This is a genomic window from Paraburkholderia sp., from assembly GCF_036488505.1.
Taxonomy (GTDB): Bacteria; Pseudomonadota; Gammaproteobacteria; order Burkholderiales; family Burkholderiaceae; genus Paraburkholderia.
The window spans coordinates 1-6,847 of sequence record NZ_DASXHN010000424.1; the positions used below are offsets into that span (position 1 = coordinate 1).

The 6,847-nt window shown below is 64.4% G+C and carries 6 protein-coding genes and 1 pseudogene; 1 reads left to right on the top strand and 6 read right to left on the bottom strand.

The features are described 5' to 3' along the window. The coding region (locus tag VGH68_RS24620; RefSeq protein WP_331606321.1) for a DUF2827 family protein at positions 1-886 on the top strand (886 nt) is incomplete at its 5' end. Positions 887-1,038: 152 nt separating this feature from the next. On the opposite strand, the gene VGH68_RS24625 is transcribed toward VGH68_RS24620, so the two are convergent. The 6 genes and pseudogenes from VGH68_RS24625 to VGH68_RS24650 all read right to left on the bottom strand — a co-directional run. Further along, positions 1,039-1,404 (bottom strand): hypothetical protein, encoded by a 366-nt coding sequence (locus VGH68_RS24625; RefSeq protein ID WP_331606322.1) that lies wholly within the window; start codon positions 1,402-1,404, stop codon positions 1,039-1,041. Positions 1,405-1,618: 214 nt separating this feature from the next. Then, positions 1,619-2,122, bottom strand: a complete 504-nt coding sequence (locus tag VGH68_RS24630) for a DUF421 domain-containing protein (protein ID WP_331606323.1) — start codon at positions 2,120-2,122, stop codon at positions 1,619-1,621. Positions 2,123-2,242: 120 nt separating this feature from the next. Continuing rightward, on the bottom strand, positions 2,243-4,018 hold the full coding sequence (locus tag VGH68_RS24635; protein ID WP_331606324.1) for a glycoside hydrolase family 15 protein: 1,776 nt from the start codon (positions 4,016-4,018) through the stop codon (positions 2,243-2,245). A 70-nt stretch (positions 4,019-4,088) separates the two neighbouring features. Then, positions 4,089-5,744 (bottom strand): GMC family oxidoreductase, encoded by a 1,656-nt coding sequence (locus VGH68_RS24640; RefSeq protein WP_331606325.1) that lies wholly within the window; start codon positions 5,742-5,744, stop codon positions 4,089-4,091. After that, positions 5,734-6,381, bottom strand: a complete 648-nt coding sequence (locus tag VGH68_RS24645) for a gluconate 2-dehydrogenase subunit 3 family protein (protein ID WP_331606326.1) — start codon at positions 6,379-6,381, stop codon at positions 5,734-5,736. Before VGH68_RS24645 ends, VGH68_RS24640 begins: the two co-directional genes overlap by 11 nt. After that, positions 6,378-6,847: pseudogene (locus VGH68_RS24650) on the bottom strand (hypothetical protein); the annotation flags it as partial. The gene VGH68_RS24645 and the pseudogene VGH68_RS24650, both read right to left, overlap by 4 nt.

The window sequence follows — 6,847 nt, forward strand, 5'->3', positions numbered from 1 at the left end:
CGAACTCGGCGGCCAGATCGACGCCGCGCAAACCGATTACCTGAAGCGGCGCGGCGCGCGGCTGGTCTCCTATTGCTGCGGCTGCGAGTACATTCAGGCGATGGAGTCCGTGCTGTTTCGCCGGCGACTCTGGGGTGAGCATTTGTTCGTCAATCAGCGTTACGACGACATCTGGATCATTCCGCAGGTCGCCGATATCAGCCGCTCGTACTTCGAGGTGTTGCGGCGCCAGCGCGCTCGCGTCGTGCCGTTCGTATGGAGCCCGATGTTTGTCGACGAGCGCATCGCGACGCTTCCCGCTGCTGGCGAATACCGCCCACGGTCCGGTGCGAAGCGTCTGAGCGTGATGGAGCCGAACCACGATGTCGTGAAGTTCTGTCTGTACCCGGCGCTGATCGCCGAACTGGCCTACCGCGAGCGGCCCGCCAGCATCGAGATGCTGCAGGTGACCAACGCGGATGCGATTGCCACGGAAAGCCTCGAGTTCATCACGTTGATGAATCAGCTGGATATCGTGAAGGAGCACAAGGCGGTGTTCCTCGGTCGTCACGACACACCGGTCTTTCTGGCCGAACATACCGACATCGTCGTTTCGCACCAGATGGAAAATCCGCTCAACTACTTTTATCTGGAAGTATGCTGGCAAGGCTTTCCTCTGGTGCACAACGCATCGCTTTGCGACGATCTTGGCTACTACTATCCCGGCAACGATGTCGACGCGGGCGCGCGGCGCGTGATAGAGGTGATCGACACGCACGATGCACACGCGTCGACGTATCGGTGGCGGCAGCGCGGGTTGATCGACCGCTATTTGCCGGATAACGGACAACTGGTCGCCACCTACGCCGCGCTTCTCGATGCATTGATCGCACAGCCCATTCGGTGACAGAAGTGCTTCCGATGTCTCGTTGCTTCTGCCGGGGTCACGACATAGGTTGGCGTGCTGGTTCCGGCTGTGGACCAGCAGTGACTGATGTGAAAAAGCCGGTCCCGTACTCGACGGGACCGGCCTGGTCATCGCAGAACTACCTATCGAGATCAGCCTTGCTGGCTGTTCGACGCCTCCAGCACCACGGCCTTGATGGCCTGCACATGCACGCCGAGCTGCTTCTTGGCCACGGCCAGCCCGTAGCTCGCCGCGTCCTCGTCGCGTTGTTGCGCGATGTTGGACGGCAGATTCACGACTAGCGTGCCGTCGTTGAGCAGGCGCACACGCATCTCGACCAACTGGCCATCGGACTGCGCCACCACGCCGCGGACCCACTCGCCGCCCCGGCCACCGAGGTCGGGCGTCTTCAGGCCAAGGGTGGCGACGCCTTCCAATGCAAGGTCGTTGCCTTGATCGACGACTTCGAAGGTTCTTTTGTTGTCGAGGTTCTGGCCGGTTTCGGTACGGAACACCACCAGCGTGTTATGCGTCGCGGGCTCCTCCTTCTCCTGGCCGAGCGCCGGACGCGCGGCAAGCAGTGCGACACAGCGTCCCTGGCTTCAGAACAGGAGAACCTCGACCTGCAATGGCTCATCAGCGTCCCGGGCCCGCGGCGACGCAGGTTGGCGGGTGCTCATTGTCGAATCCATCGGCAGCTAGGACGCTGCTTAACGAGCGTGGCGAATCAAGTCACGCGCTCGATGCCTTCGGGCGGGGGCTCACGTTAATCTTGCCGTTTGGTTCGAGCGTCATATCGCCGACGTCCTCTATCCGGGCAATGCCGTTTTGACGCAATGCCTCGTTAATATCGTTTGCGGATACGCCATTTCGCTGCAGCATCCGCTTGCACGGTACGCCGCGGGAGATCAGATGTACCGGATTGCCTTCCGTGATGAACGTCAATCGCTTGTACCGGGCGGCGAGATGCGCCAGCACCCAATGTATCGCGATCATCAACGCGGTGGCGAGCAGTGTGCCAATGAACGGGGCGTTTCCAGTGATGGCCCGGCTCAGGTTCGACCCGACGACAATGGCGACGACGATGTCGATCGCTCCCCACCTGCCGAAGATCCGGCGGCCGCCGACCCGCACGAGCAGCAGTCCCCAGAAAAAGACCACCGTAGCGCGAGCGCATTCCTGTGCCACTGTCACATGGCCCTGGCTTCCGACCAGTTCGGTGAACCACTGTGTCATTTCGATCTCTTCCTTCGGCGATCAGGTTCCGGCGATGGCTGAGCAGATCGCTTTCGATCCCCTTGCATTACGGCGCGTCGCATACCGGCGAAAGGCATCATCGGTGGGCGGCCGTTCGCATCAACCTCCGCCACGCTGCAATGTCGGTCCACATAAACCTAACGCCGTATTGACGACTGCGATATGCGTGAGCGCTTGAGGGAAGTTTCCGATTAACTCGCGCCGTTGTGCGTCGTACTGCTCGGCCAGGAGCCCGAGGTCGTTCGCAACGGCCAACACCCGCTCGAACTGTTCGCGCGCCTCGGTCTCGCGCCCTTGCATCTGAAGGCAGTCCGCCATCCAGCAGGAGCACGCGAGGAAAACGCCTTCCCGCGGTCCGTCCGCGCTCGCCTGCTTGCGTCGGACGAGTCCGTTCTCCGACAGGTCTATCCGGATTCTCTCGATCGTGGATGCCATGCGAGGCTCGTCCGCAGGCAGGAAGCCCACGAGCGGCATCAGCAGAAGACTGCCGTCGAGCTCCTGGCTACCGTAGTACTGCGTGAATGCGCCAAGACCTTCGTTCCACGCTTCTCGACAAACCTCCTCGTGGATCAGCGCTTTCAGTGAGGCAAGCCGCTCGACCAGCGGCGACGCAGGCGTTTGAGCGGATCGTTTGCTGAGAAAACGATCCAGCGCCACCCATGCCATCACGCGCGAATAGGTGTAGTGCCGCGGTTTCGAGCGCGATTCCCAGATGCCTGCACCGGGCGAATTCCATTGCGCCTGCACTCGCCCGATCAGGCGCGCCTCTATCTCGTCGTCCTCAGCGCTGGGAGGAAGGCCGCTACGCCGCGCGACGTCGAGGCAATCGATGATTTCTCCGAGCACATCCACCTGTTCCTGAGTCGCGGCCGCGTTACCGACCCTGACCGGTGTCGCGTACCGGTACCCCGCGAGCCAGTCGACCGTCCACTCGCGCAGATGGCGGCCGCCATCCACCCGGTACATGATTTGAATGTGAGCCGGCGAACCTGCAATCGCGCGGACAAGCCAGTCGCGCCAGGCGTGCGCGTCCGCGTTGAAGCCGGCATTGCTGAGCGCAACCAGCGCGAAGCAGGTGTCACGAAGCCAGCTGTATCGGTAGTCCCAGTTGAGCGAGCCGCCAGGCGCCTCCGGTAACGACGTGGTGGGCGCGGCGACCATCGCGCCGGTAGTCCGGTGAGTCAGCGCCTTGAGCGTCAGCAGTGACCGCCTGACTGCGTGCGGCCACGCGGTTCTGCTGTCGTCGAACTGCGAGATCCAGCCTCGCCAGTAGCGCAGCGTCGACTGCAACGCGTCGCTCGCATTCAGAGGCCGGGGTGAAGGCTCATGAGCAGGCTGATACGTCATCACGAAGGCCGTCTCTTCGCCTTGCGCAACGCCGAATTCCGCGTCGATCGATCCGTCCTGCAAGCTGTGCCGCACCGTTGCGTGTAGCGTCACGTGGTCGGGACCGGCGCACGCATGCACGACACCATCGGCCTCGTTGAGCCACGGCGAAACGAGGCCATAGTCGAGGCGCAGGCGCAGCTTCGAGCGCATCCTGACGACGCCGCGCAAGCCCATCACCACGCGCACCACCGCGTTGATGTGATCGTCGACCGGCATGAAATCGATGATGCGCACCGCGCCGCTCGCGGTCTCGATGTCGGTTTCCATCACGAGCGTGTCGTCCTGATAGCGTCGATCGCGTCGCACGACCGCTTCGACTGGAGCAAGCTCCCAACACCCGTTCTCCGGCGTGCCAAGCAAAGCCGCGAGACAGGCGTCATCGTCGAAGCGCGGCCAGCATAGCCAGTCGATCGATCCGTCGCGGCCGAGCAGCGCGGCGGTCTGGCCGTTGCTTAGCAGCGCATAGTCCTCGATTGCGCGGCTCATCGACCGGCGCCAGTCACAACCGCTGCTTTGCCCATTGGGTCGCCTCGCACGTTGTCGTGGGTCCCGCGCGCTACAGATCGCCGCGTGCAGCCAGCGCTTCAATACGGTCGGCCGTGCGCAGCGCGATGGCCTGGATCGTCAGCGACGGATTGACGCCGCCGACAGTCGGAAACACCGAGCCGTCGCAAATCCACAGATTGCGGATGTCCCAGCTGCGGCAGTCCGCGTTCACCACGCTGGTGGCGGGATGCTCGCCCATGCGCGCGGTGCCGTTCAGGTGCGCGGTGTCGTCCGTCTGCGCCCAGATATCGCGGCCCCCGGCGGCCTCCATCGCCTGGCTCATGAACTTCAGCGAATGATCGATCAGACGCCGGTCGTTCTCGCATAGCGAGTAGGTCACACGGGCGATCGGCAAGCCGTACTGATCTTTCTCGTCTGCGAGGGTGACGCGATTGCGCTCCTGCGGCATTGTCTCGCCGACGATGCGCAGCCCGGCCTGATGGTTGTACTTCTGCATTTCGTCGAGAAGCGGCTGCCCCCACAGGCCTCGACCGTTCTGCACGGAGGCCCACGCAACCGGCAACGGCCCCTGGCTCATGTACGCATATCCGCCGAAGAAGTCCTTTCCCTTGTCTTCATAGTTCCAGTGCTCGGTGACGGCGAGCGAGGGGGGCCCTTTGTACCAGCGGATTTCTTCCTCCATCGTGCCCCACACGGCCTGATTGGTCTGCACCATCAGGTTCTTGCCGACGAGGCCCGAACTATTGGCGAGGCCATCGGGGAAACGGTCGGTCGCGGACATCAGCAGCAGGCGCGGCGTCTCGATCGCATAGCCGGCGACGACCACATTGCGCGCCCGCTGGAATTGCCAGCGTCCTTCACGGAAATACTCGACGCCGGTGGCGAGCCCATCGTCGCCCATCACGACGCGGCCCACCATCGCGAGATCGCGAATCTCGGCGCCGGCACGCACCGCGCGCGGTATCCAGGTCACCAGCGCGCTTTGCTTCGCATTGGTCGCGCAGCCGGCCACGCAAAAGCCGCGATACACGCAGGGATGCGCGGCGCCGCGCGGCGCGGAAACCGTGGCGAGAGGCGTGGGCGTCCAGTCGATGCCGAGCGCGTCGCAGCCGCGCGCGAGCACCAGCGCGGCTGCGTTCATCTCGTGCGCGCGATACGGATAGCGCGGCCGCTTCGGTCCCCACGGATAGTTCACCGGCCCGGCGATCTTCAACGCTTGTTCGACTTCGCCGTAGTAATGCCACATCTCGCGCCAGTCGAGCGGCCAGTCCGCGCCATAGCCGAGCAGCGAACGCGACTTGAACCATTCGGGCCGAAAGCGCAGCGACACCATCGCAAAGTGCACGGTGCTGCCGCCGACCGATTTGCCGCTGTTGTTGTTGCCGAGCCTGAGCGGGTTGTCGCCGTCGCAGATGCGCTCGTCGGTCCAGAAAAGCTTGCTCTGATGCGTCTCGTCGGATGCGAATTCCTCGAGCGGGCGCCACCACGCGCCCGCATCGAGCGCGACGACCTTGAAGCCCTTTTCCGCGAGGCGGCAAGCTAGCGTGCCGCCGCCCGCTCCGGTACCGACGATGACGAAATCGACCGCCTCGTCCTGCGGGTACTCGCGCATCGGCATCCACGCGCCGGCGTGATGCACGTCGGGCGCGCGTCCGTCCTTGCCGCGGGGAACCTGCGCGGCATCTTTCGGGTTGTCAGCGGACACGGCGATTCTCCTTCAATGCATCGTCTTCGTGACCGGGCTTGCTTTGCGCGGCTTCCCACGGATCGCGCCTGTCGAAATACATCCGCACATAGCCGCGCGGATTGGCCGGGCCGCCGAAGCCCATCTCGCTCCATGCGTCGGGAAGCGAGTAGTACATGCCGCAGATGTCGTGCAGCACACGGTCTTTGAAGAACACCTTCGACGGCATGCCGAGCCATTCGGGACGGTCGAGCTTGCCTTGCTGCATGTCGGTGAGCAGCGCGCGCCGGGCGTTCTCGTCGATGCTGGCGACCGGCAAGTCGTGGCGTGCGCGGCTCTCGGCGTCGAGCGCGCGAAGACCGATGCGCCACGCGTCGCGCATCGGCGGAAGGCGTGCGTCGCGATAGCCGTCGCCCGTGTTCTCGAAGAGGCGCGCGTCGACCAGTGCGGCCACCGGCACGCTCGGTTGCCCGTCGGGTTGCGGAACGATGGACGCGCACAGCGCGCACACGGCAGGCCATTCGACGGCATCGAAAAAGCGCGGCTCGCGCGGCGTCGCAAGCCGTTCGTCGATCACCTTGCGGGTGACTTCATCCCACGATGGCGTGTCGCGCTTGTTCAGCACGTCGTAACCGGGATAGCGGGGCAGCGTTGTCATGTTTCGGTCTCCCGCAGGCGCAACGCGGCGAGCCCCGCCAGCGCGAGCGCGGAGAAGCTCGGCGGCGCCGGCAGCGGTGGCCCGTTGAACAGATTCTGGCTCCAGTTGCGCCAGCCGCCCCGCGCGCGGGCGACGCCTCGCGCATGGAAGCCGACGCCGACGAAACCCAACGCCGTCGTCATACGCAGCCAGAAACGCGTGAACCATCGCGGACGCGGCGTCGCCAGCGCGGTGTGAAGCAGCAGCGCGGACGCGACGGGTGGAACGACGATGGGCGCATACATCGCCGGGTTCTGGAACGAGCCGCGAAAATGCAGTAATGCGACCTCGCCAAGCGTGCCGATCAGTCCCGCACTCGTGACGAGCGCGAGCGCCTGTCCGGCCGGCATGCCCAAAAGACGCGGCTCGTGTGCGGGTTCATCGCGCAATCTTTCCGATACGGCGCCGAGCGCACCCGACAGCAGCA